The 21,442-nt window shown below is 69.1% G+C and carries 20 protein-coding genes and 3 pseudogenes; 8 read left to right on the top strand and 15 right to left on the bottom strand.

What is annotated here, in order from left to right:
* Positions 1-492 precede the first annotated feature (492 nt).
* Entirely contained in the window at positions 493-1,044 is a 552-nt protein-coding gene (locus ACWIHY_RS33355) for a DUF6817 domain-containing protein (RefSeq protein ID WP_454380052.1), read from the top strand.
* Between the two features lie 316 nt (positions 1,045-1,360).
* Here ACWIHY_RS33355 and ACWIHY_RS33350 read toward each other — a convergent pair whose 3' ends face one another.
* Positions 1,361-2,488 carry an NADH:flavin oxidoreductase gene (locus tag ACWIHY_RS33350; protein WP_454380050.1) on the bottom strand — a complete coding sequence of 376 codons (1,128 nt, stop codon included), beginning with the start codon at positions 2,486-2,488 and terminating at the stop codon, positions 1,361-1,363.
* A gap of 114 nt (positions 2,489-2,602) precedes the next feature.
* On the opposite strand from ACWIHY_RS33350, the gene ACWIHY_RS33345 reads away from it, so the two are divergent.
* The 3 genes and pseudogenes from ACWIHY_RS33345 to ACWIHY_RS33335 form a co-directional block, all read left to right on the top strand.
* Entirely contained in the window at positions 2,603-3,037 is a 435-nt protein-coding gene (locus tag ACWIHY_RS33345; RefSeq protein WP_454380048.1) for a MarR family winged helix-turn-helix transcriptional regulator, read from the top strand.
* A gap of 1,237 nt (positions 3,038-4,274) precedes the next feature.
* Positions 4,275-4,688 (top strand): hypothetical protein, encoded by a 414-nt coding sequence (locus ACWIHY_RS33340; protein WP_454380046.1) that lies wholly within the window; start codon positions 4,275-4,277, stop codon positions 4,686-4,688.
* Positions 4,689-4,953: 265 nt separating this feature from the next.
* Positions 4,954-5,194: pseudogene (locus tag ACWIHY_RS33335) on the top strand (type III polyketide synthase); the annotation flags it as partial.
* A 361-nt stretch (positions 5,195-5,555) separates the two neighbouring features.
* Here the strand turns inward: ACWIHY_RS33335 and ACWIHY_RS33330 are convergent.
* The 6 genes from ACWIHY_RS33330 to ACWIHY_RS33305 form a co-directional block, all read right to left on the bottom strand.
* The gene (locus ACWIHY_RS33330) at positions 5,556-5,885 is read right to left on the bottom strand and encodes an FG-GAP repeat protein (protein ID WP_454380044.1); all 330 of its coding nucleotides are present in this window, start codon (positions 5,883-5,885) and stop codon (positions 5,556-5,558) included.
* Positions 5,886-5,894: 9 nt separating this feature from the next.
* Positions 5,895-7,163 carry an FG-GAP repeat domain-containing protein gene (locus tag ACWIHY_RS33325; protein WP_454380042.1) on the bottom strand — a complete coding sequence of 423 codons (1,269 nt, stop codon included), beginning with the start codon at positions 7,161-7,163 and terminating at the stop codon, positions 5,895-5,897.
* Between the two features lie 183 nt (positions 7,164-7,346).
* The gene (locus tag ACWIHY_RS33320; RefSeq protein ID WP_454380040.1) at positions 7,347-8,135 is read right to left on the bottom strand and encodes a transposase family protein; all 789 of its coding nucleotides are present in this window, start codon (positions 8,133-8,135) and stop codon (positions 7,347-7,349) included.
* A 209-nt stretch (positions 8,136-8,344) separates the two neighbouring features.
* The gene (locus ACWIHY_RS33315; RefSeq protein WP_454380039.1) at positions 8,345-8,908 is read right to left on the bottom strand and encodes a dihydrofolate reductase family protein; all 564 of its coding nucleotides are present in this window, start codon (positions 8,906-8,908) and stop codon (positions 8,345-8,347) included.
* A 166-nt stretch (positions 8,909-9,074) separates the two neighbouring features.
* A complete protein-coding gene (locus ACWIHY_RS33310; RefSeq protein WP_454380037.1) occupies positions 9,075-9,821 on the bottom strand; it encodes a hypothetical protein in 747 nt (248 codons plus the stop codon).
* 23 nt (positions 9,822-9,844) lie between these two features.
* Positions 9,845-10,081 (bottom strand): hypothetical protein, encoded by a 237-nt coding sequence (locus tag ACWIHY_RS33305; RefSeq protein WP_454380035.1) that lies wholly within the window; start codon positions 10,079-10,081, stop codon positions 9,845-9,847.
* Positions 10,082-11,475: 1,394 nt separating this feature from the next.
* On the opposite strand from ACWIHY_RS33305, the gene ACWIHY_RS33300 reads away from it, so the two are divergent.
* Positions 11,476-11,751, top strand: a complete 276-nt coding sequence (locus tag ACWIHY_RS33300) for a hypothetical protein (RefSeq protein WP_454380034.1) — start codon at positions 11,476-11,478, stop codon at positions 11,749-11,751.
* A 348-nt stretch (positions 11,752-12,099) separates the two neighbouring features.
* On the opposite strand, the gene ACWIHY_RS33295 is transcribed toward ACWIHY_RS33300, so the two are convergent.
* The 3 genes from ACWIHY_RS33295 to ACWIHY_RS33285 form a co-directional block, all read right to left on the bottom strand.
* Positions 12,100-13,119, bottom strand: coding sequence for a lipase family protein (locus tag ACWIHY_RS33295; protein ID WP_454380033.1), 1,020 nt, complete (start codon positions 13,117-13,119; stop codon positions 12,100-12,102).
* 599 nt (positions 13,120-13,718) lie between these two features.
* A complete protein-coding gene (locus ACWIHY_RS33290) occupies positions 13,719-14,678 on the bottom strand; it encodes a MerR family transcriptional regulator (RefSeq protein ID WP_454380031.1) in 960 nt (319 codons plus the stop codon).
* A 501-nt stretch (positions 14,679-15,179) separates the two neighbouring features.
* Positions 15,180-15,518: a hypothetical protein gene (locus tag ACWIHY_RS33285; protein ID WP_454380030.1), complete on the bottom strand. Its 339-nt coding sequence runs from the start codon at positions 15,516-15,518 to the stop codon at positions 15,180-15,182.
* A gap of 387 nt (positions 15,519-15,905) precedes the next feature.
* Here ACWIHY_RS33285 and ACWIHY_RS33280 point away from each other — a divergent pair, with 387 nt between their 5' ends.
* Both ACWIHY_RS33280 and ACWIHY_RS33275 read left to right on the top strand, forming a co-directional pair.
* Positions 15,906-16,061 (top strand): endonuclease domain-containing protein, encoded by a 156-nt coding sequence (locus ACWIHY_RS33280; RefSeq protein ID WP_454380028.1) that lies wholly within the window; start codon positions 15,906-15,908, stop codon positions 16,059-16,061.
* A gap of 629 nt (positions 16,062-16,690) precedes the next feature.
* On the top strand, positions 16,691-17,236 hold the full coding sequence (locus ACWIHY_RS33275; protein WP_454380026.1) for a pyridoxamine 5'-phosphate oxidase family protein: 546 nt from the start codon (positions 16,691-16,693) through the stop codon (positions 17,234-17,236).
* 290 nt (positions 17,237-17,526) lie between these two features.
* On the opposite strand, the gene ACWIHY_RS33270 is transcribed toward ACWIHY_RS33275, so the two are convergent.
* The 5 genes and pseudogenes from ACWIHY_RS33270 to ACWIHY_RS33250 all read right to left on the bottom strand — a co-directional run bounded on the left by ACWIHY_RS33270 (position 17,527) and on the right by ACWIHY_RS33250 (position 20,597).
* On the bottom strand, positions 17,527-18,120 hold the full coding sequence (locus ACWIHY_RS33270; protein ID WP_454380024.1) for an isochorismatase family protein: 594 nt from the start codon (positions 18,118-18,120) through the stop codon (positions 17,527-17,529).
* 476 nt (positions 18,121-18,596) lie between these two features.
* Positions 18,597-18,878 (bottom strand): hypothetical protein, encoded by a 282-nt coding sequence (locus ACWIHY_RS33265; RefSeq protein WP_454380023.1) that lies wholly within the window; start codon positions 18,876-18,878, stop codon positions 18,597-18,599.
* Positions 18,879-19,042: 164 nt separating this feature from the next.
* Entirely contained in the window at positions 19,043-19,249 is a 207-nt protein-coding gene (locus ACWIHY_RS33260) for a hypothetical protein (RefSeq protein ID WP_454380067.1), read from the bottom strand.
* Between the two features lie 76 nt (positions 19,250-19,325).
* Positions 19,326-19,793 (bottom strand): annotated as a pseudogene (locus ACWIHY_RS33255) (relaxase domain-containing protein); the annotation flags it as partial.
* Positions 19,794-20,015: 222 nt separating this feature from the next.
* Complete coding sequence (locus ACWIHY_RS33250) at positions 20,016-20,597, bottom strand: hypothetical protein (protein WP_454380022.1); 582 nt, start codon at positions 20,595-20,597, stop codon at positions 20,016-20,018.
* A 650-nt stretch (positions 20,598-21,247) separates the two neighbouring features.
* Here ACWIHY_RS33250 and ACWIHY_RS33245 point away from each other — a divergent pair.
* Positions 21,248-21,442, top strand: a pseudogene (locus ACWIHY_RS33245) (hypothetical protein); the annotation flags it as partial.

Genomic DNA, 21,442 nt, shown 5'->3' with positions numbered 1-21,442 from the left:
CGCCTGGCAGGACGCCGGCGACCTGATGACCGGCGGGTTGGCCAGGCAACCTTTCTCACCCCATTCGTCCCAGTGGCCCCTGCCTCGGAAATCTTGAGCCCGCCGTGACCAGTCAGCACTTCACGGGCCCACGCGAACAGCGCGTGTCGCCATCCGCACGCGCTGCCCGCCGCCGAGGCACCCGTACCACCTGACCGCACCTGCGCACCACGAACTGATCAGCCCAGGTCAGCGTGGCAACCCAAAGCCCGGGCTACAGCACTGAGGCTTCCTGCCTGGCACACGGCCACGAAGACGCGGCGGTCACCGAAGCGGGCCCCGAGTTGCAGCTTGGAAGTAGTGAGCAATTCCCAGGGTTGACTGGGATGAACGGTGCCGGGAAGATCACCACCGGGCGCCGGGCGGCAACCCGCCCCGCATCTTCGCGAGGATCCGGACTGAGGTAAGTCGCCAGGCGGGTGCTGACCCCACCCACCGAAAGGAAGCCGGCCTGTGACCGCTCCCGTTTCCCCCACCGACCGGGCCGTCTCGCTTCTGCGCCGACTCGGTGCTCAGGGCATTGCCCACCCCGGGGGCACTCTCCTCGCCCACCTTCAGCGCGTGCGCGCGCAGCTCGCTGCATGGGAGGCTCGCCCCGCCCTGCAACTCACCGGCCTGTGCCATGCGTTTTACGGAACCGACGGCTTCCCCACCGCGTTGCTGCCTCTGGACCGCCGTACCGACCTGGAGACCGCGATCGGCACCGAGGCCGAGGCCGTCGTCTACCTCTACGCCTCCTGCGACCGAAGGGCCACCCACCCGGTCCTCACTGCGCACGACGTCCCCTTCCGTGACAGGTTCACCGGCCTCACCCATACGCCGTCGGCGCAGGCGTGCCGGGACTTTGCCGAACTGTCCGCCGCCAATGAACTCGACCTCGCGCGTATCGACCCAGCCTTCCGCGAGAGGTGCGGTGCCGATCTCCTGGCCCTCTTCACCCGATGGCAGAACCTGCTCAGCGCTCCCGCTTGGCACGACTGCCGCACGGTGCTCGCCGTGGCGTAACCCCCCTCTCAGCCACTCCCCTGGAGGACCTCTCGCCAGGACCATCTCCACTGCGACAATAGCGACAAGGCGCCTTCCGCCCGAGGACCGCAGCCGCCCTCGGGCCTGATCGAGTCGGCCAGTTGCCGGGCCGTTTCGTTGAGCCCCTGACTGGTCACGACTTCGAGGTGGAACAGCCCACCCGAACCGGTGACCCCGCCAGAGCTATCGCCCGACTGAGCAGTGTCTCCGGTTGGGGCCCCGGCGGCGACGCCGGCACGATGGGCAACTCCCTCTCCCTCGCCCGCTTCTGCCGAAGAATCCCCGGCGCAGGACGCTAGCTCAGCGTCTTCAGCGCCGCCGCGTCGTACGGCTTCAGTTCCTCGACCCGGCCCGCCAGGACCTTCGCCGCCCACTCCGGGTCGTGGAGCAGCGCGCGGCCGACGGCGACCAGGTCGAACTCGTCGCGCTCCAGGCGGTCGAGGAGGTTGTCGATGCTGCCGACCGCGGCACCCTCGCCCGCGAACGCGCGGAGGAAGTCGCCGTCGAGGCCGATCGAGCCGACGGTGATGGTAGGCCTGCCGGTGAGCTTCTTGGTCCAGCCCGCGAGGTTCAGGTCCGAGTCCTCGAACTCCGGGAGCCAGTAGCGGCGGGTAGAGGCGTGGAAGGCGTCGACGCCGGCCGCGGCAAGCGGGGTCAGGATCGCCTCCAGCTCCTCCGGGGTCTGGGCGAGCCTCGCATCGTAGGCTTCCTGCTTCCACTGCGAGTAGCGGAAGATCACCGGGAAGTCGGGCGAGATGGTCTCACGGACCGCGGCCACGATCTCGGCCGCGAACTTCGTACGGGCCACGGGGGCGCCGCCGTAGGCATCGGTACGGCGGTTCGTCCCCGCCCACAGGAACTGGTCGAGGAGGTAGCCGTGGGCGCCGTGCAGTTCGACGCCGTCGAAGCCGATGCGCTCGGCGGCCGCGGCAGCCTCGACGAAAGCGCCGATGACGTCGTCCAGGTCGTGCCGGGTCATCGCCTTGCCGGTGCCCTCGGTACCGTCGACGCGGAGGCCGGAAGGGCCGACGGCGGGGGCGTCGACGTAGGGCGCATCGCCCTGCTTGCGCACCATGCCGATGTGCCACAGCTGCGGGACGATCGTGCCGCCCGCCGCGTGAACGGCCTCGGCGACCTTCGCCCATCCCGCCAGCTGTTCCTCACCATGGAACCGCGGCACACGGTCACTCTGTCCGGCCGACTCGTGGCCGACGTAGGTCCCCTCGGTGACGATCAGGCCCACACCCGCGGCGGCGCGACGGGCGTAGTACGACCGCACGTCCTCACCGGGGACGCCGCCCGGGGAGAACATGCGCGTCATCGGCGCCATCACGATGCGGTTCGGGACGGTCAGGCCGTTCAGCGCGACGGGCCGGGACAGGATCTCGGCCGCGCGGGGGGCCGAAGACGCAGTGACGGTCACGGAGGTGCTCCTCGTAGGTACTTGCTAACTTTGATGGTTGATAACTTCAAGCAACGAGAAGACGGTAAATGTAAATATTTGAGAATGTCAAGCTTCCTGGGTAAAGTGACGCCCATGACAGGAACCGCCCGCGTCGATATGGCCCGGCTCATGGAGCTGCTCTCGGTGTGCCTCGGTGCCTACTACGGCGACTTCACCGTCGCGGCGGCGAGCGAGAACCTCACCGCGAGCCAGGGCAAGGCACTGACCGTGCTGCGCCGGGGCCCCGCCGCGATGCGTGCCCTGGCCCACACCCTGACCTGCGACGCCTCCAACATGACCGGGATCGTCGACCGGCTGGAGAAGCGTGGCCTGGTGCGCCGCGAGCCCAGCCCCTCCGACCGGCGCATCAGGAACGTCGTCCTCACAGCCGAGGGCGAGCGCGTCACCGACACGATTCGCGCGAAGATGCGCGCCACGCAGGAGGGCCTGGACAGGCTCAGCGACCAGGAGCGGGACTCCCTGCACACCCTGCTGGAACGAGTTTTCATTTCCCAGGCCGCCGCCTGAACCGGGGGTGGCGGCAAGACCCCGTTGAGAGCTCCGACGCTGCAGTCGAGTCGGGGTTACGCGTAACCACTGCCGCGCGCCGCGACTGCAACAGCACCGGGCCGCCCGGCCAGGCCGGCAAGCTCTTCGACACTCTCCTGCGCAGTGGCCGAGCGGCGCTGTCTGGCGCGCGCCCGGCCGCTGGCCAGGCCGGCCGCGGTCTCCAGCAGGTCGTCCCTGATGCCGATTCCGATTTGGTTCTGCCCTCAGTTCGGCGTTCAAGCGGAAGATGAAGACGCTACCCATCCTCGCGAACTGCTTGCAGCCACGCGAGGGATGTTGCGGGTCCGCCTGCAGGCGTCGGATCGCCTGAGTCGCAGCCTCGGTGACGGCCCTGGCTGCCTGCGCAAGTCCAGGTCAGCGCCAGCCGCGAAAGCCAGCCGTCTGCGCCTGGAGGCGGTTGCTTCTCCTGACGTTCCGGCCCACGACCCTGCCCTTTGCGATGGTGCTCGCGGACGACAGAACGCGGCGGGCATTCCGCGACGTTCACGTCTAGAACCCGACTCCGGGCCCAAGCGCGGGCGGCGACACGGCGGCGCGGCGAGATGGTGTCCGACGGCAGGCCGGCGCCGAGCGACGGGCGGCGGCAAGGCGGGCGGGCGGGCGGGCGGGCGCCGGACCGTCGCGGGCCCGGCGGGCACAGCGACACGGAAAGCGCAGGCCCCGGGCCCGGCGGCGGCCCCGGCGGGCCGCGGAACGCGGGGCGGATGGACAGCGGCTCGGGCCGTCGACATGGAATGGCGTGCCCGGGCACCGGCCGGGGCACCAAACGACAGCGCGGCGGAAGTCCAGGCGGCGGACGGCGGACGGGCGTCGCAACGCACAGACCCAGCGGCGACACGGCGGCCGGGCGCGGCGAGCGCAAAGCGGCGGGCGGCCGGGCCCCGCCCTACACCGCCCCAGTGGCTGCGGGGTGCCTGGGTGGGCGTCCTCGGGAGTCACCCCACCGCCGTCATCGAGCTGACGCACACCACCCCTGAGGGCTACCGGCTTCGGGTGGTGACCTGGATCAGGCATACCGGCGAGATCCGCGACCCCGCAGGCACACGCTCCGGCGGGTACGCCCCCTGCAACCACCTCATACCGTCTGGCCGGTCCTGCCGCACTGAACCGCGGCAAGCACAGCGAGGAACCCGTTCGCCGTACGCGCCGGCCACGGGTGAGAATGAGCGCCGCTGCCCCCTCGACCAGGAGATTCATGTACAAGCGCCTGCCCACACTCATCCTGTGCCTGACGGTCGCCTCCCTCGGCACCTCGGCATGCGACGACTCCGGCGACAACCGCTCCGGCGTCCCGGCCCCCGCGGCGTCGGCTGCCCACGCGCCCTCGGAAACCTCTCAAGAAGGCGCCCCGGCGGGCTCCTCCGAGGACCGCGCCAAGCCGCGCCAGCTGACAGGCGTTCTGTCCAAGCTCTATCTCAAGACGATTCGGGACAACTATCCGGACATGGCAAGCATCAGCGACGAAGCGCTCCTCATCCACGGCAATGCCTTCTGTGCCGCCCAGGGCGTGGCGCTCGCCGACCAGGCGAAGAAGACGATGAAGGAACTCGGCACTACCTCGAAGCAGACCGCCCAGATCATGGGCAGCGCACACGGGTACTGCCGCTAGCCGGCCGAGTCAGGTCGGCGGGACGACGACCGACGGGACCCACACCCGGCCAGACCGCCTCCTACCTGGCGGGCCACCACGACGCACCTGCAGGCCCCGGCCTCGCCCAACTCCCCTGCCCCTGAAGCGTCCTGGGCGCGGTGGTCCTAGGCTCTGCGAGAGTTCCGGCCCACGCTGAGCCCTGCCTGGGGAGAAGCCAGTGCACTGCTCAGGCTTGCTGGTCTGCATCGCGCAGGACAAGGAAATCGCGCAGGCGACGCACTACGACCTGAGCACCTTCCTCCATGTCGAGCCGGAGGCGTTTCGGCACAGCCGGGCCACGCTCACGGAGTACGGGAACATCGCGAGCGCCGACGTACTTGACGCGCTACGTCGGCTGTTCGACGAGGGTGGCGCCGCCGCCGACCAAGCGCGGCCTCCCGGCCGGGTTCGGCCCGGGCATCACGGCCGAGATGGCAGGGGGCCGCTGGAGCCGCACGCCGCGACCCTTCCGGCAGGAGACTTGATGACCGAGCACTCCCACCCCGTCTCGATCTCGGCCACCACATTCAGTCGGACGGCGCCGGAATGGGCCCGGGGACGTGCCAGGATTGCCAGCAGACCATCTGTGGTCAGGGGATTTCGCGGGAGCTGGTCACAGTGAGACGCCAGCCACCGAGCGCCGCCTTCGCCATGGTCGCCTCGATCGTGGAGGCGCGTTCGGAACGCTGACTACTGATGAACGTGCAGTACAGCTCTGTGCCGGATGTTTGGGCGCCAAGGCAGGTCCTGTCCCGCCGACCATCGCTCCTCTGAGGCCAACTCCTCGCGTCGGGGTGTTTCGGCCATCTACGGGGCAGGACCGCTGCGTAGGTTTGCCGAAGGCAGTCATCTTGTGCCCACTTCCCGTACGGGCACGAACCGCGCCTTCTTGATGCCCGGGCCGTCGGCTGTTCCGGGGAAGACCCAATAGCCGTGTTCCTCTCGGGGCTTGGAGAAGCCCCGGTATCCGGCGAGGAGTTCGGCGCGGCCGTCGCCGTCGAGGTCGGCAGCGGCGACGTCCCAGCCGAAGTTGTCGGCGTCGGCGCTGTGCGCGGGACGGCTGGGCAGATAGAGCCCGTAGCGGTCGATGGTGAGTGGGGGCGCGTAGCCGCCTTTCGGCTGTGAGAGCAGAACGGTCAGGGTGCCCGCCGGTTTACTGCGGGAGTCCCGGTCCACCAGGTCGTCCTAACCGTCGCCGTTCAGGTCGGCGAGGACGGGCCCTCCGGTATAGCCGATGGTCCGCAACGTTCCGGGTGGGTCCTCGCCCCGGGTGTCGTAGGCAGCGGGAAGCCGACTGGTGCGGGCGCCGGGGCCGTGCGGCCCGCCGTGCAGGATTGTGCCGTCGGTCTGGACGATGTCCGTGAACCCGTCGCCGTCCAGTTTCCCGGCGGTGAGCAGCGGTGTGGTCCGGTCGCCGCCCGGCAGTGGCAGAGCCTTGCCCACGCGAGTGGGCAAGGAGGCCACGGCCGGCCCTGCGGGCGTACCGCGGTAGTAGCGGGTGTCCACGAGGCCGGGCAGCAGGCGGTCCTTGTTGTACCCGTCGGACACGTCCTGATCCTCCGGTGGCATCGGCAGCCCTCCTCGGGTGACCACGTCATCGCGGCCGTCTCCGTCGAAGTCGCCGGTGACGAGGGTGGACACACCCACGTATCCACCCTGGGTCGCCTCGACGGCTACGGTCCTGCGGGGTGCGCCGGTGCGGGTGAACGGCCCGTAGAGGATAGTGATGCAGGCCGAGCGGCGCAGCTCGTGGAAGCCCGGAGGCCGCACCTCGCGGCCGTCTCGCAGCCCCACCAGGTCCAGCGCCCCGTCTCCGTCGAAGTCACCGGCCGCCGGGAACAACGGGTACTCGGCGGGGAGTCGCAGCACGCGTGGCGTGCCCTTCCGACTGCCCCAGACGATGCTCTGTCCGGTCCAGGAGCGCTCGCGGTCGTGGAACAGGTTCTGGATGACGAGGTCCGCCAGGCCGTCGCCGTCGAGGTCCCCGGTGAGGTGGGCGGCGCTGTTCGCGACCAGCGGGCGGGTGCTGGTGGCCGGGTCGAGTCCGGGAAGGCTCAGTGAGACGCCGGCCGCCGGGGCGATGCCTTGCGCCGAGCCGGGGACGACGGCGCGGTGGTGCAGCCAGCCGCCACCCTCCTTCGGGCGGTACCAGGCGTCGAGGTGGATGTCGGGGAAGCCGTCGCCGTTGAAATCCGTGCGGTTGGCTGTCTGTTGCGGAGCTGACCGGGCGGAGCGCGCCGGGGCGGCGGGCGGTGCGGCGGCGGGCGGTGCGGCGCACTCGGCCGGGGTAACGTTCGGCGCCTTGCCGTCCGACTCGACCGGCGGCGTGCGTTGCAGTATGCCCGGGTTGCGGTGGCCGCCGGAGGAACCGGAGAGGTGTACGTGCAGCACTACGCTCGCGAGACTCAGCGCGAGGACGACGACAGCGGCGGCGGCGATAGGGCGACGGGGCACACCCCGAGTCTCGGACCGGGCGGCCGGGCGCGACCAGGCCTGACGCGTTCCGGATCGGCAACGATCTCCGACCAGCCTGCAGCGGACGCCTTGCGGCGGAGGTTTGTCACAGGTTCTCAGCTTGTTCTTCAACCTCGCGCGGCGACGGCTGCGTACGGCATGGTGGTCAGACTCGCGGGCGTGTCATCGAAGATGCTTGCGCGCGTACGGATGGGTGGCGCGAGTGGTTCCGCAGTGATCTCGATGAGTTCCTCGCGCTGGCCCCGGACTCGCTGCGTGTCGCGGCGAGTCCGGGCGATGCTGTGGCACCGGGGCCGCCAGTCGTCGATGTCCTGTGCCCGATGCCCGATGCCCGATGTGCGATGTGCGATGTGCGAGTGGATCGCCGCAGATGTGTCGCGGGGTGCGCCAGCGCGGCTTGAGCTCGGCAGCAGCGCGTTCTCCGAGAGCGCGGACGCCTCTGATCAGGTTGTTGGTGGTGCGTGTGTCGGCATGCAGGGCCTGTTCGGAGCGGCCCTTCGGCCGCCGCACCGGGACGAGGATGTTGATTCCGGCGCCGATGTAACCCTTGTCGGCCAGGGTGGGGCGGCCGTTGGCCGCTGCGCGGTACAGCGCGGGGAGTGCGTGGATGCGGGCGGCGGTGATGTCGGGGGTGGAGGGGCTCGACGTCGGAGACCCACAGCGGGGTGCCGCCGGGTGCGGCAAGGAACTGCACGTTGCCGCCGAATGCTTTGTGCAGATCCGGGACTTGGTCGGTGAGTGTCGATGCCCTCGTGGAGGTAGCGGTAGCCGGCGTCGCGCGCCAGGCAGTGCACGCAGCCGCGTTCGCGGAACCAGCGCAGGGCCAGGACGGCCTGGCGGAACGGGCCGCGTGCCCGGCTGCCACGCGGGGTGCCGATCCGCCACCGGTTTGCGGCCAGCAGCGTGAGTGGTGGTAAACGACGTGGCGCGGGACGTCGAGCGTGGCGACATGGGTGACCAACCTGAAACCTCTGGTGGTTGCCGACATGATCTTGTGGTGAGGCCTGTCCTACCAGGGGCTTTACGTGTGTCTGCCGTCGGGTGTGGTCCGCCCGACTCGTCTTCGCCAGGCGGTGGTTCACACCGCTTCGCGCAGATCATTTCGCTGAGAAGACGTCACTGGCTGGCCCGTTCGTCCTAGGGCTCGGCGGACGAGCCGGCTAACGCGCCACGCGGTAGCGGAGGTAGACGACGCTCGAGCTGAAGGTGCGGCTCTCGACGAGTTCGAGATCCACCCGGCGCTCGCGCTGGGGAAAGAACGGAACTCCACCGCCAACCAGCACCGGGTAGACCCTGGCCCGGTACTCGTCGATCAGACCCAACGCGGCCGCCTCGGCGGCGAGAGTCGCGCCGCCAATCGCGATGTCGCCCTCCCCCGGCTCGGCCCGCAACCGCTCGATCTCCTCCGCCAGGCCGCCGGAGGCCAGGCGGGCATTGCCCCGCACTGCCGACAGCGTGGTGGAGAACACCACCTTTGGGAGCGGCTTCCAGAGCGCGGCCCACTCGAGCATCGAGTCGTCGAGCGATGGATCCTGGTCGGCGGTCTCCCAGTACAGCATCGTCTCGTACAGCCGTCGTCCCAACAGGTGGACACCGACCTCCCGGATCTCGTCGGTGACGAAGCGAAAGACCTCCTCGTCAGGCGCCGTCCAGCCGAAATCGCCGTCCGGCCCGACGACGTAGCCGTCAAGGGAGACGCCCATCGAATAGGTCACGCTGCGCATCAGAAGTCCTCCTCGGGAACAGGTTCGACACTACGACTACCGGCCGCCGCAGGACTCATCGCAGCTCGCGGGATCCCCCTGGGCCGGGTCACCTCACGAGATCATTTCGTTGAGAAAACCTCTGTAGTGGTCCTTCGGCCCTCCGCTTCGGCGCCCCGCGCCGCGCTTATCGCGTGCCGAGCCAGTAACGCTCGCCTGCCCTCAGCAGGTTCTCCAGGGTTTCCGGGTTGGCCCGGGCCAGCTCGCCAAGTACCGCGTTCTCCTCGGCGTGAAATTCGAGCCACGTGCGGAAGCCATTCACTGCCGCAATGGATTCGGGGGTGGGACCGCCCCCAGAAGCCAGCTGTTCCGGGGTGAGGAGGGGGAGCCCTGACCGGAGCCGTATCACGCCCGGGAGATCGATGCTGCGGTTCCGGCTGGCCACCGTATTCTCCGCGATCGCGAGGGTCCCGGTCGCCGTGCACTCTGCGGACCGCAGGCCGGCCAAACGTGCCTCACGGACGATGGCGAGAACCCCTTTGAGGTCGAAGTCGACGGTAATTGCCAGGTCGATGGCCCCGGCCTTGACTCCATCGATGATCAAGTCGACGCAAGGACGGTGGGTTGACGTGATGTGATGGCTCACCAGAGCGACAAGCTCCTCGCTGTCCGGGGCGTCGCGGGTACGGCGGGCGGCAGCCGTGAGAGCGGAGTGCTTGCGCCAGCCCGCACCCAGCAGGTCGATCAGATCCATGGCGAGGAACCCGTTGACTACGGTGGCGACTTCACGCTCGACGACGCGGCCTGCCGAACCCCCTATAGCCCGCGCACCGTGCGACATCGTCTCCGCGACATCGCGCTCATGAAGATGACCGGCGAGGACGTCGGTGGTACTCCCGCCCTCTTCGCCGAACAGGAGGGCCCGTACGGACATGGGCTCTGCGGGACTCGCCACGGTCATCGATCGTCCTCCTCCTGAACATGCTGCTCGCCGGGGTCGCGGTGAGGCTCCAGCCGTACCGTGCGGTCCGGCGAATCGGAGTCGCGGCTCTCGCGCACGCTGTCGAGACCGGGGCCGCTGCGCAGTACGGCATGCACGTGGCGGCGTGCCCAGCGCGGTCCCCGGTGGCGGACGCCGATGACGGCAGCCGTGGTGACCATCGCGGTGCCGAGCAGCACGAGCACGATCGGCAAGGCTCCCGCCCCCTCGTCACCGTCCGGCGTCCGGTCTTCGGTGCCGGGGTCGTCCGTGCCCGGGCCGTCGGTAATGGGTCCATCCGTGTCGGGAGGATCGGTCCCAGGGGGTACGGGCGGTGAGTCAGGTGTTGGCGTAGGCGGAGGTACTTCGGAAGGCGCCCCTGGAGGTACTTCGGGAGACTGTTCGGGAGGCGCCTCTGGAGGTACTTCGGGAGGAGGTTGTTCGGGAGGAGGTTGTTCGGGAGGAGGCGGCTCTTGAGGCTCTACGTCATCCTCGTCGAATGCCGGACAACCGGGGCACGAGGGGCAATTGTCGCAATAGCCGGGGCCCAAAGGGTGTCCGGCAGCCCTTGCATCCGTGACCACCGCCGCCTGCACGGGTACCGTTTCGCACCTGCTCCTGCTCTGCCCCTCGGCGGCAGCAAGCGAGACCACCGCGGCGAGGAGCGCCACGACCAGGAGCCGGACGGCTTGCCGTCCTGGCACTGGCATGGGTCAGTCCCTTTTCAACGCCACTTGCCCTGCAGGACTGAACACCCCTGCGGCTTGCCCGCGGGGGCGCCAGCTGAGCGGCGGACGAGTCCAGTCATGGCGCATTTCCCTTCAACCGGGCCACACAGTGCCAGTGTGCGCCGACCCGACGCGCGTCGCACCTGGGGCGGGTCAGCGCACCGGCCCGCATCGCGGAACGACACCCCTCCAGTCCGCAGCCGCCACCGCCACCGCCAAGCAGCCCCGGCCGCTGGGAGAGTGTCTTGACCCGGCAGGGGTGCTGGCTCGAGGTTCAGGCGTCGCACCAGTTCGGGGTGGTTTCGGGATTCTCCCGGAGGGCATCTCCGGGACGCGAGAAGGACCCTCCGCCCTCCCATCTGTTGCGCCGCGCGTCACGCGCTCCGCCCTGCGGGAGGGCCTCAGCGGAGCGAACAGCCGGGCGTGGTGACCGATGAACAGGGCTCGTCGCCGTATGGCTCTGGCCCAGGGATTGAGCAGGACCGAGCCCCAGGCACGCGGCCCGGGGCTGGTCCAGCGATATGCCACGCAGCTCCTGGACCAGCCGATGCGCTTATGGCAGTACGGGCGTGCTGACCCCGGCAGCCGTCAGGCCAGCGCGCAGTGATCCGGCAACGCCCCCGCTGGTGCTGTGGAAGGTCAGGACTCCGACGACCTTCCCACGCAGGCGGCCATCATGAAGACGATGACGGCGTGAATGGGACCGTTCCATAGATGATCTCTCCACCGCGCCCTGAGCGTCGGACGCGCCGGGCTTGGCCGCCTGTGGCTGGCACCCCCGACCAGCGGGCGCGTCCCGCGTGGCCCCCAACCAGTAGCCCCTCCCCCGAATTGGTACACTCACCCCACGATTTGAACGCGTTCAAACAGGGAGTCAGGCCATGCCTCAGCCGACCACGCCCGACCGAACCGACACACCCGCAGTCGCACTGGGCCCCACCGCCGTCGTCCTCGGAGTATTCGCCGTTATCGGCCTGTGGACGCCCGCGCTCGCGTTCGCGGTCATCGCCGGGCCCCTCGCCCTCATCTTCGGCGTGGCCGGCATCCACTACGCGCATCACGGCATCGGCCGCCTGTGGACCGCCATCGCCGGAACCACCCTCGGCGCCGTTGGATTCGGCAGCACCATCACCCTCGTGGGCGTGCTCAGCGCCTAGGTAACAACGGCCGCAGCAACGCCCACTGATCATCTGAAAGATCCCCTCGCCCCACACCCAGATCATCAGGGCACGAGGCGAGACACGGACCTCAGTTCTCCAACTCGCCCTAGCCGTACGCAGGGCGACCGAGCCGCGTTCCGGCACGGCCCAGGCGGCATATCTCCCGTGGCAAAAGCTTTCGCAGAACTGATCAGAGTGGGACGATCCGCCGAGGAAGAGCGTCCGAAGACCGGGGGTCCACGGGGACGATACGCGAGCGAGTACTTCCAGCGCCGCCTCCCCGAGGGGACCGTAAGCTGCTGCGGTCCAGATGCAGGCGCCCGCACGCCCCTGGCGCCGCCCGTTTCACGCCAGGTTCTTCTCCAAGGCCGTGACGTAGGCCTTAATGAAGTGGTCGCGCACCCCGTCGCCGGCCGGTGCCAGGAGGTCGGCCGTCAGGCCCCTGGCCCGGTCTGTGAGTGAGCCGAGCAATGGCATGGTCTCGTGCAGCTTGCCGCGGGAGTCGATGTAGCGCAGTGCGCTGACGTGCGTGTAGGCGGGCTCGGGGGGCATCTGGGGCACGATGTCGTTGTTGTTGACGAAGCGGTACATGCGGTTCTTGAAGCCCTTGTTGTACGCGGCGGCCAGGAGCCGGTCGCAGGTGCGGGGCTGGCCGTAGGTGTACACGCCGTCCGCGGCCAGGCGTGGCTCTTCGAGGTACATGCGTGCGCCGGCGAGCATGGCCAGGGCGCCGCCGAGGCTGTGTCCGGTGAACCAGACGCTCTGGCCGTTGGTGCGGAACTCCGCGAGGGTGTCTTTGACCTCGGGGTAGATCGATTCCAGTGCTGCGGCGAATCCGTGGTGGACGTATCCGGTGCCACCGGGCCCGGTGCGGGGCGGTGTAGTGCCGTCCGAGAGCCAGTCTTTGATCCGGACCGGTTCCGTGCCACGGAACGCGGTGATGATCATGTGGTCGCTTGCCGCGGTGTAGGCCTGCGTCCTGCAGAGGGAAGTCTCCGAGTCTGGTTCAGGTGGCATCTCCGCGCGTTTCGCGCGCCGGGTCGGGTACGCCGCGGCGCTGCTTCCAGCCGCGGTCGCGACGATCGGCGCGGTTGCGGAGGGGCGTTCGGGCCCCATCCACTCCTCGATCCTGACCCCCTGCTCCGCCACCCATGGCATGGACGGGTCCGGGTCGTTCCCCCACAACGCGAGCGCGCCCCGGGGGAGAGCCCGCAAGGCGGACGGGACGGCGCGTACGGGGTCGGTCCAATGCCAGGACTGGGCATACGAGACGAGGCCGAGCGAGCCGTCGGCCAGCGGCAGCCGGTTACCGTCCCCGCGCACGAGCGGGACCCCCGGCAATTCGCGCCGGAACTGCTCCGCCATCCCCGGCGCCTGGCTCCACGCCCACCACCCGGGCCCCGCACCTCGCCAACGCCGTACGACTCGCACCTGGACGTTGGCGTCAGCCCGCGGCGCGGTGACGATTCGCCCAGCGCTGGTGGCTATGGCCAGGCCGTTTGCCTCAGTCCTGCCTCGCGGTGATACGGCCTGCGGGTCCGGAATTGGTGTGGCCGCGATCCACACGGCGGCCGTCCCGTGCGCCACCGGGCACCGCGAACCACTTCAGGCAGCCATCCACGGAACACGGCAGGTGTGGGGGGCCATTCCCTCTGGACACAATGTCTTGATCACTGTCTTGCGGGTCGCCCGCCGTGTCCGCAGAGAACACACCAAGTGGACGCGCAGCTCGATCAGTTGCCGTGCGCCGCTGCTCTGGGCAGGATGTTCCACGGCCCGCTGTTCCGCCAGAGAGGCCTACACGTCAGCGGTCGACAGCTCGCTCCCGGCAAAAGTGTGTGCGACGGTCTCACTGATGATCCGGGCGCTCCGGGAGCCCACAGCGTCCTCAACGAGTTTCTCGACCCATGCCAGCCCCTGCCCCTGCTCGTCTGCGAACAAGCCGAACTTCAGGTCGCGCGTCCTCATCGCATCAGACCTTTGTGATGGTCGTCATCGCTCTTGGCGAAGACGGCAGTGAACCAGGAGTAGACGGGAGCGAGCGTTGGTGATGCGGGCCATCCATTGATCATTGCCAGGAGTTGCCAGTAGCGCTCGGCGTGTGGATCGGCGGCTGTCTGCAGGCGGGCGAGGAGCCAGCGGCGCAGATCGCTTTCGTCGGCACGCTCGAATGCGTCGGCGTAGAGTCCGCCCAGCGAGTCGGTAAGGGATGCACCTTTGGCGGAGGCGGGCAGGAGGCCGGCGGATGCGGCCTCGGCGATCCGTTCACGCATCGCTTGGTCGAGAGCATCGTGCAGAGTGCTGAGGTCCTGCTGGGAAGGCTCTTCCGCCTGGTCCTCAGCTGTGCGGCGTATCGCGACACGGAAGTCTGCGTTCTGGCAGAGTCCGGCGAGTTCCACCCAGGCCTCGACCTGCTCGGGCGTGGGATCGTCGGGGAGCTCAGGCATGGCGGATCGCATCAGGGTCACGAACTCGGGGTTGGTGTGAAGACCTCTGAAGGCGTCGTCGATGAATCCGGATACCAGTCGGCGTCGTTCGGCCTGGGAGAGCGTGGCGAGTCGGTGCATGAGGTCCATCTCCATGGTGGTGGGGCCGCGTCTGGCGACTGCGCGGAGGACTGCCCGGCGCAGGCGGAGAGTCTGGATCTGCACGTCCAGGGCATTGGCGTGTGCTTCGGTGACTTCCGGTATGGATGCCTCCCGGTCCAGCACCTTGCGCACGGTCGCCAGATCGAGCCCGAGAGCACGCAGCGTGCGGGCCAGGTCCAGGCGTGCGAGTGCGTCGAGGCCGTAGAGCCGGTAACCAGCCGGGCTCCGGTCGGTTGGCGGGACGATGCCCTTGTCGGAATAGAACCGGATGGTCTTCACCGTCAGGCCGGTCCGGCGGGATAGTTCTCCGATGGAATAGAGCGTGTCGCTGTCCATGCCCCCCACCTTGATGTCTCCCCCCACGGGAGACTCAACCGGGGCCAAGACGTCATGCGGCGACCACGGGCTCTGTCCAGGGAGCCCAGGAACACCGGCCAGGGACAGAGCAGCATAGTCGCGAGGAGTTACTGGAGCAGGATCGATTTTGCCGAGGCGGCCGCTGCGTATCTCGCCGAAGTCGCGGACATGCCTGGCGGCCGTGTCCAGTTCGGGACAGCGGGCCAGAACGTCTTTCAGACCGGCGCGGTCCTCCTCGGTCAGGGCCGTGGGGTGACGGGTGAGCCACCACTCATCTGCCGCACCGTCGGCGGCCGGGGCGCCGCCCCGGCCGGAGCCCCGCGCAAGGTAGCGATGTGGGCACGGACCATGGCCTAGGTGACGGGAGCCTGCTCGGGGCCCAGTTCACCGTGCAGTCGGGTGACGCTGGTGCGTCCGCGGCGAATCGTCGCTCCAGTTGTCCGGGAAGCCCGTCCCACCTGTGGGGGATCGACAGACGGATCACCGTACGCAGCCCGCACGCGCCCCCACCAAACAAGGCGACGGTCCGCCGTCACCTGGAGGCTGAGCCGGCGCATCCTCGACCCCGGGGTTCAGTCGGGCCGGCCACGGGATGGTGAAGTTCGGCCCGAGGCCGGCGGCTTCCGTACCGGCGAGGTTTCCGAGGCCGGTCGGGCCGGGTATAGCGGCGTGGCTGAGCTTGGGCGCCACGTGTTGCTCCTTACGTACGACGAACGTGACATCCGCCGCGCCGCGCAGGTGTTCGCAGACTTCCCTATGGACATCGGCGACGTCGTCGAGGTGCAGCTGCCGCCCTGCCGTGACCGCGATGAGTGGCACCCGGAGGACCGGGGCCGGGCTGGCTGGCAGGCAGGCGATCGCGTCCTGGATGTTCCGGCAGGCCCGCCACAAGCACCACCGGCAGCGGCCCTGTGAAGAGTGGAACGACGGCAGCTGGCAGCGCATCGGCGCCGACGGGCTGCCCGGTGAGCTGACCGGGGAGGAGTTCACCGCGGCCTGCAGCGGCCGTCGGAAGAACATCGCCAACACCCGGCCGCTGGAGCTGATGACCTATTCCGGCGGCAGACTGATCCTGCACAGGGCCTACGGCGAACTCCTCGACCGCTGGGAGAAGGTGACGGAGCTCCGAGCTCTCTCGGCTACCTCACCCTGTGCCCGCCGTGCGCTGGAGCCACCTTCCAGCGGTACACCGGTCACCTGCGGAGCGTGCCGCACGACTCGGTCCGCACGCGCAGCACCCGCGCCGACGGCTACCTGTGCCGCCTGTGCGCGAAGACCCGAGCTGCGGTCTGGGATCACTGCCATGACCACGGCTTCGTCCGCGGCCCGCTGTGCGGCAGCTGCAACACCTACGAGGGATAGAGCAGGGCGCAGTCTTTCCTGCAAGACAAAGAGGGCGCTGCGCTGCACCTGCTGGAGTGCCGCGGCTGCCTGGAACGGCGGACCCTGCCCGCCCGGTACCACGCCACCCTCGCCCGGATGCACGTGACGGCGACCGAGCGCCACACCATCGGTACCCGCCGCTGCAGGCGCGCGCCGTGGGTCGGGCACGTGGAACTCTCCCACGGCATGTGCCGCTTTGAGCTGGACTGCTGGTGGCACAGGACGACGTGGGAAAGACGTCACGGTCGCCGATACCGCGGCGCTCGTACGGCACTTCGTCGACCAGGTGCTAGCGACCGCCCAGCCGGACGCCGTGGAGCCGGACGCCCGCCGGGCATCGGACACGATGTCACGCGCGTGATCGCGTCCCCGATACGCGAGCGGGCCCGGACCAGGCGGTCCGGGCTCGCGGGCTGTTCGGTGCGCGCCTGCCAGAGGGCGAAATTCCAGGTGCTCGACTCCGTGAACCGGATCTCCTCCGGCTGTTCGTCATGGCGGCCGCAGTCCTGGAATTCGCCAGCTCATTGATCTCTGCCAGAAGCCGAGCCTGAGCGCCGCCGGGCCGGGCTGCGTAGCCTTCGTTACAAGAAGAGGGAAAGGGGTTCCGCATGACGCCGAAGCAGCCCAAGACCGAGCTCGACGCCCGCTACAGCTCCGCGCTCAACCCGCGCCCGGGCGCGGAGAACATTACCGCCACCGACTGGGCCGAGGCCCAGCGCCAGCTGCGGGCCGCCGAAGTCTTCTGGATCACCACGGTCCGGCCGGACGGCCGGCTGCACGTCACGCCGCTGATCGCCGCCTGGCACGACGGGGCGCTGCACTTCAGCACCGGACCGGGCGAGCAGAAGGCGAAGAACCTGGCCGGCAATGCCCACTGCGCACTCACCACAGGGCACAACTCACTCTCCGAAGGCCTCGACATCGTGATCGAGGGCAAGGCAGAGCGGGTGACGGATCCGGCGCGGCAGGACGAGGTCATCGCCGCGTTCGAGGCGCAATACGGGGACCACGTCACCTCGCCGGAGGGGACCTTCCACGGCTTCGGCGACAGCATCCGCAAGGGCAACGACCTGCTGTTTGCGGTGGCACCCGGCACGGCGTACGGCTTCGGGCACGACGGCCAGGCGTTCAGCCACACCCGCTACACCTTCTAGCGGGTGTGGCTGAACACAGCCCCCGGGTCGCACCGTCCATGGCAACGCCGCGGTGAGCGTGCTCAGGGCCCGCGTCACAGCTGCAGGTCCCGGATCGCCCGACCGAGACGGACCGTAGGGACATCCCCGCTGCCCAGACGCCGGGTGGTCACCAATTCCCCAGGCGCCTCACGCGCAGCATCGACCAACTCGTCGATGACGGGACCGGTTCGGGACACACCATCTCCCACAGGACGGGGTAGTGGGCCTGTCAGTGACCTGCCCTGAACGGCGTCGAACCGGTATCCAGACTATTCGGCTGCCAGTACCTCGCCGGATACCTCAACGCCCGCCTGGCGGAAGTCGTTCACGGCGGCAGCCGTTGTGTGCGGGGCGACCCCGACCGAGTAGTCGAGGCGTACGCGTGCGCGAAGGCCCGCCGCGACGGCATCCAGGGCGGTCGCACGCACACAGTGGTCCGTCGCGATGCCCACCACGTCGACGTCCTCGACCCCACGGATGCGCAGCCACTCCGCCAGGGATGTTCCCTGCGCGTCCGCGCCTTCGAAGCCGCTCTTGGAGGCACTGTGCGCGCCCTTGAAGAAAACGGCGTGCACCTTGCCGTCCGTGACTACAGGTGCGAAATGCGGATGGAATTCGGATCCTTCGCCTCCTGCCACACAGTGGACGGGGAAGCTGTCCCGGAAGTCCGGGGTCTCGGAGAAATGGCTGCCCGGATCGATGTGGTGATCCCGGGTGGCCACAACGTACTGGTAGTCGCGCCCCGCACTCTGCTCAACCAGTTCCGCGATCGCCGAGGCGATCCGCGCGCCTCCCGCGACGGGAACGCTGCCTCCTTCGCAGAAGTCGTTCTGTACATCCACGACGATCAAACCTCGGCTCATCACGAACACCTTTCGAACGCAGGACAGGACCGCTTCGGAAAACTGAACCAGCGCGAGATGCGTGCACCGGTGAGCCGGGCGCTTTGGACGGAGCCTGCCCAGGTGACCGGAATCCAGGAGGCGACGGCATCCGCGCACCAGCCGTCGTCGCAATCCACTTCTCACACTCCCCAGGCCTACAGGCCACCGCCCGCCCGGTGGACGGAGCACGGGCCGCCATCACCCGCCCGGACGAACAGGTTCACCGCAAAATCGATTCGCGACGCCAGCAGGCCAGCGCGTGCAAGCACCGGACTCAGGAAGTGCCACGGGGTGCGCCGTCAGCTCCTGCTTCTTCCGCGCCTGCGATTTCGGTGCCCGGGGCCTCTTCCAGACGGGCTCGCAACGCCGCGGCCCATACGCATCGGCGCGCTCCTGGGCGGCTTCCTTCACCGGGGCTGCGGCGGCCTCGACCCTCGGGTCCTCCGACGGCATGGTCATGCGACTCCTCCAGTGGGTGTGTTCCTGCCCGGTGTGGGCGGGAGGTCGGGCTGCTGGGTGCACCGGCGTCGGCGCTGCCGGGCCGGCTGCGGTCGGGAGCCGTGGGCGACAGCACGTTCCCGTACGCCGTCCTGGAGCTTGGCGGCCACCTCGGCGGCGGCCTCGAACACCCGCCGGGTCTGCTCCACCGTGGCGACGTCGGTCGCCTGCTTCTGATCCCGTCCGGCCTTCCGGTCCGTGCGGTCCGGCCGCAGGCGCGGCGCCGGGCTCGCGGGCACAGCGACGGTTGCGGCAGGGACCGGGAGCCCAGACGCCGCGAGCGACGCACCGCGTGGACCCGGGCGGTCAGGGCGCCGACGGCGAGACGGGACCGCTCGTAGCCGTAGGCTGTCCGGTCGCGGGTCAGCGGGCGCACCACGGCCCGGTCCTCGATCTCGCGCGGCTACAGCGCGGGCAGGTCTGCGGTCAGCGCGCAGCCGATGGGGCGGGTGCAGCCGTCGACGGCGGCCTGCACGATCTGCTCATCCAGGCCGGGTTCGTGGCGGCGGCCGCGCAGGACGTACGTGGGGCGTCGACGGGCTTCGGCCAGCCGGTGCCGGTGCTGGTGCTGGTGCTGGTGCTGGTGCTGGTGCTGGAAGGCTCCACGCATCACGTCCACCACGGCCCCACGTCCCCTTCTCGTCCGGCCGCCGCGCCTTGATCGAAATTACGGCGTGATCGTGCAGCAGCGGCTTTCCGGCCCTGGACTCGTAGTACCGGAACACCGCAACGATCAGCCCGTCCTTCACCGGGGCGCGATGCTTGTCGCCGCTCCCCCAGCGGATCTGCGCGACCGACTCCTCCAGCCACGCCAACGTCTCGTCCCGAGCGATGTCCTGGCACAGCTCCAGCACCCGGCGGGTGGGGGCATCAAGCAGCCCCCACGCGGCCTGAGCGGTCGCGGGCACCCGGCAAACCAGGTCCATCGCGAGCCACGGCGACTCGATGAGCGGCGACTTGATGTGCTCGATGGGCCGCCCCAGCACCGTCGCCCGCCGCACCGTAGCCGGATCGTCGCCCGCCTCGAGGCGCTCGCGCTCGATCCGGTCCGCGTGCGGGTGCCGACCCCGGCCTTCGCCGCAAAGGTTCCGCAGCTGCGCCTCGATGACGACGTCGCCCACCGCCAGGCCGAGGACGCCAAGGCTCCTGCCCATCCATCGCCCGGCCGGGACACCAGCCTCCTCCTGAGCGGTGCGCAGCGGGGGTACGGGTCGGACGGCGGCCGCCACCGACGACGACCTGGCGCAGGAAGTAGCAGTACATCCGCCCGGCGGTGACCTTCCCGATATCCATCACGCAGGACACGCCACACGGCCTGACCGATAGGCAATCCACGCGCACAGCCGGTGTGTCATCGCTCTGGTATCCAGCCCATTTCACTGCGGTGGCACCTGCCCTGCATGCTCGCTGAGAAGTGCTTGCCTGGATCGCTCCGAGAAAGAGACCAGGGACTCCCTCATTGCATCCCGCGCGACGGAGAGATCACGCCTCGCATCCTGCATACCCGGCGCCCCGCCTGCCTGGCTGTGGTGGGCGAATGCCCGGTGTGCGAGCACGCCCTCCTGCGCTGTGCTCCGCATGTCGTACGCCGCGTCCCACACCGCTTCAGGGCCGAACAAATGCGTACTGCTGCACGCGATGATGAGGGCGTTTCGAGCATCATCCACCTGACTGCTCAAGTCGTCGAGGGCCGTGCCCCGGCCGACGGCCACGCGGTACGCCGCGAGCAGGTTCGCCAGGACGCTGTAGGCGCGCACCACCTCTCCATAGGCGGCCCGTCGCTCCTGGCGGATCCAGTGGGCGAGTTCGTTGCGGCCCTGGAGCTCAACCTGGCGGGCCGTGGCCTCAGCCGTTGCCTTAGCGCCGGCGAGGGCCCCCTGCTTCGCGATGTATCCGCCAAGTACGGCTCCCAACAGTCCGGCTATTCCGGCGATGAGCGCCGACCATCCCTGATCCACTGATCCCCCATATGATCGTCTGCAGTGCGAGGCTACGCGGCTGTGAATTTCCGAGCAGCCCGATGACGACCACCAGCAGTGGCTACTCGCAGTGGATCTTTAGGTCCACCCATGGACTGGGGAGACGCGCCCGCCCCTGGCAACGCCACTACAAGGTGCACGCCGCCCTCGTCGACGCCGACGGCACCCTGCCCGACGTCCAGCCCGGGGTGCTGTTCGAGGGTGACGAGCTGGGCAAGTGGCTCCTGAAGCAGCGGCAGTCGGGCATCTGGCGCAGCTCTCGACCGAGCAGCAACGACTCTCCAAGCTGGGCGTACAGCGCTCATCGTCCCCCGAGTCGGCAGTCAAAGGTGCGCCGAAGGGCTGAGTAAGGCGCAACAGGCATTCAAGCGCGGCCTGGCAGCCCTCGCGAATGGATCGAGCGGGAAGGCGTGCCGGTTCCCCGCAGGCACCTCGAACCGATCGCGGTCGAGGGCCAGGAGCAGCCCACAGAGCACCGGCTTGGCGTACGGGTATCCCAATCACCCGCGCGAGGCGCGACAAACTCACCGAGTCCCAGCTCGCCGTCCTCACCGAACTCGGCGTCGACTGGGCGTAGGAGACTGAGGAGACAGTGCGTCAAGGGTGTCGTCGAACCCAATCGGGACGCCTTGACGGAGCTGGAGCATCCGGAGAGCAAGAGCCGGTTCGACGAAGGGCTGGCCCGCAGCTTCAAGAACGTGTTCTTCGCCCCCGTCGGGCCAAAGCCGGAGATCGTGCTGCGGGACACGATGAACAACGACGTCGAGATCGTCGGCAACGCTGGCATGAGTACAGGACGTCGAGGTTCAGAGGACCCCGAGGTC

It is taken from the genome of Streptomyces sp. NPDC055287, from assembly GCF_053646035.1.
This window is presented reverse-complemented; position numbering and strand designations above follow the sequence as displayed.